This is a genomic window from Bacillus sp. JJ1503 (genome assembly GCF_036965125.1).
In the GTDB taxonomy this organism is placed as follows: domain Bacteria; phylum Bacillota; class Bacilli; order Bacillales; family Cytobacillaceae; genus Cytobacillus.
The window spans coordinates 260-3438 of record NZ_JBALOZ010000424.1; the positions used below are offsets into that span (position 1 = coordinate 260).

The following is a 3179-nucleotide window of genomic DNA, read 5'->3' on the forward strand; positions in this document are numbered from 1 at the left end:
TCAATTTTTCTGCCTTCATATGCACTATGTTTGTTTTTGTAGTAAAGGTCTTCTCTTTTAACAACATATGATTGGTTAGGATCCACCAAAATAATATCCGCATCTTTCGAAACGGCAATTTCACCTTTATTTGACAAATTGAATCGTTCAGCCGGATTAGTAGCAATTAAATCAACAAACTTCTGTACTGGTAATCCACGTTGTTTTACAGCTAAATCAAACATTAGGTCAACATTATTTTGAGCTCCGCTAATTCCGCCCCATGCTTCCCAAAGATTTCCTTGCTTTAAGTCCTCAGTACAAGGCGAATGGTCAGATGTTAGCCAGTCGATATTCCCGTTAAGAAGCTCGTCCCATAATTTTGCTTGTTCTTCTGCTTTTCTAATTGGAGGCTGACATTTTGCTCTAGGACCAATTTCATCAACTTGTTCGGCAGTAAAGGCAAAATAGTGTGGGCAAGATTCAACTGTTACATCTACACCTTCTCTACGAGCTTGTAAAATAGCTTGAACAGCCTCTGAAGTACTAATGTGAACTAAATGTAATTTACAACCAGTTTCTTTAGCAAAAAGGATCGCACGCTGAACAGCTTCCACTTCTGTAAAAACAGGGCGTGATTCCGCATATTCTACTCCAGAATTCTTGCCTGCTTTAGCAAATTCTTTAGCAAGCCCAGATGTAACCGATGGATTTTCCGCGTGAATGCATAGCAACTGATCTAATTCCGCTAATTTTTCCATACCTTTATATAATGTGTAATCATCCACATTCGTGAAATCTCCAGGAACATCGCTCGTGATATCAGATAAGAAGCATTTAAAGGCAAGAACACCTGCATCTGCTAGTTCTTCCAACTCGTCTAGGTTCTCTGGCACGAGACCGCCATAGAAAGCATAATCAACATAGTTTTGGTTGCTTGCAGCTTCAAGCTTTAAGTCTAGAGCCTCTTTATTAATTGTTGCCGGGAGTGCGTTTAATGGCATCTCCACGTAACTTGTCGTTCCACCTGCCGCTAATGCTTTCGATCCTGTTTCAAAGCCTTCCCATTCTGTACGGCCTGGTTCACTGATGTGAACATGGGTATCAATCATTCCTGGCATGACATACTGTCCATTCGCTTCAATAATTTCTTTTGCATCTTCAGTAATTTGCTCCGCAATGCATGAAATTTTTTCGTTTTTTATGCCAATATCAACTTTACGAACACCATCCCGGAAGACAACATTTCCACCTTTAATTAGTAAATCAAATGTCATTATAAAAACCCCTTTCGATAAAAATAAAATTTATACCCACCGTCAAAATAGCCTATTTTTTGACATTCCCCTAGCCGCATTTCTTTAAAAATTGCCGCTAACACCCTAGTTTATATAGATAAACCCTTATTTCTAGCTACTTTTCTTCATTCAATTTCATCTGTTTCGAAAACTTAACAGCTTTACTATTAGGTAACTCAAGTAAAGCGTAAATAATAAAAGCAGAAATAATTCCTACAAACCACGAAATATCAGAAAGCGGTTTAAAGATTGGAACGAAATTCCCGATTAAGGAAAGCACGCCAGCAACAGTTAATGTAATAATGGCGTTCACATTAAAACCATTTTTATAATTGTATTTACCGTTTTTGGAATACAATTCGCTCAAGTCTATTTCTGTTTTTGTAACTACAAAATAATGAGCTAGCATGATACCCGTGATTGGAGCTAATAGGCCGCCGATCATATTTAAGAATGTAAAAATACTTGTCGCGTTCTCCATAAGTTTCCAAGGCATGACAACAATTCCTAATACAGCCGCGATTGTTGCTCCCGACTTAAAAGTTAGTTTTTTCGGGAATAGTGATGCTAGTTGGTAACCTGCAGGAACAATATTACCTGTTACGTTCACCGATAATGTTGTTAAAGCTAGTGTAAGAACAGATATTGCTATTGCAAAAGAACTATCAAATCGGGCAACTACATCAAGTACATTCCAAATTGGTGTACCAAAGGCAATTTCAGAGCCTACAATAATCGAAATACTTGCGATGGCAAACAATAAATAGGTCACAACTAAACCTAATGTTTGGCCAATAGCCTGATCCTTCGTAGAGCGAGCCAATCTTGTGAAGTCAGATACATTTACAATTGGAGCTGCCCAAGCAGCAATTATTACAGTAATAGCTGCTAAAAAGACAATTACTTTGTTTCCGCTGACTCCTGCACCTGTATAAGCTAAGATCGGGCCAACGCCGCCAGCTAATTTAATTGCCCAAATCGCCATACCGCCAAAAACTATATAAACAAGTGGAGAAAGGATATTTGTAAATTTACTTAATAACCCCATTCCTCCATAAATTAAAGCAACATTGAATAACCAGAATAATAGAAACGAAATTAACGCTGGCAACGACAATCCTAAAAGATTCCAATCCCCGCCTAACGTTAAATACGTTGGCCAAAGCTTTCCGATTAGAATTGATAACGCTTGACTTCCTGCATATGTTTGAAATCCAAACCACATGATTGCGCTAATAACACCTCTTAGCACACCTGCAATCATGGCACCCTTAGTACCAAACGATGTGCGTAAGAACATTGAGAATGGTAACCCGTATTTTGATCCAGCATGACCGTTAAAAACCAGTGCTGCTGCTAGTATGATTGACGCAAATATAATTGCGGCGAATACTTGTCCTGCTGACATCCCTAAGGCAAAAAGTCCACCAATGGCAATATAGTTAGGGATATTGTGAACGGATCCCATCCATATTGTTGCATAATTTCCGATCTTCCAATTTCTATCTTCTGGCTTCGGCGGCAACACGTCTTCGCTAAAACCAGCTGCTTTTAATTGTTCACGATTGATTTGTGTCATTTTTAACCCTCCTTGATTATGTGGAATTTACATTTTGATCACTAATCTATTAGTCAATCTACTAAATGTGCCGCTTTATTTTTTAAAATACTTATTCTTAATACCTCCCTTTTTAAATCACCAGGTTACTAATTGTAACAAGTAAACTTAATATACACATACTATACCGTTGTTCACAATACGTCAACAAAAATGTGTCTATTTTGTGAAAATCTTTTAAAACCATTTAAAACAATAGCTTTATGCTAAAGTAAAAATTGATTTTTTTTAAAAACAATAATATAAACACTTTTTACTAAAAGTATATTAGTGATAATTTACGC

2 protein-coding genes are annotated in these 3179 nt (G+C 37.2%); both read right to left on the reverse strand.

The window, feature by feature from the left end:
• Positions 1–1256, reverse strand: a 1256-nt coding sequence (gene allB / locus V7149_RS24325) for an allantoinase AllB (protein ID WP_335348146.1), incomplete at its 3' end; no start/stop codon positions are given.
• A 136-nt stretch (positions 1257–1392) separates the two neighbouring features.
• On the reverse strand, positions 1393–2856 hold the full coding sequence (allW, locus tag V7149_RS24330) for an allantoin permease (RefSeq protein ID WP_335348147.1): 1464 nt from the start codon (positions 2854–2856) through the stop codon (positions 1393–1395).
• Between the last annotated feature and the right edge of the window lie 323 nt (positions 2857–3179).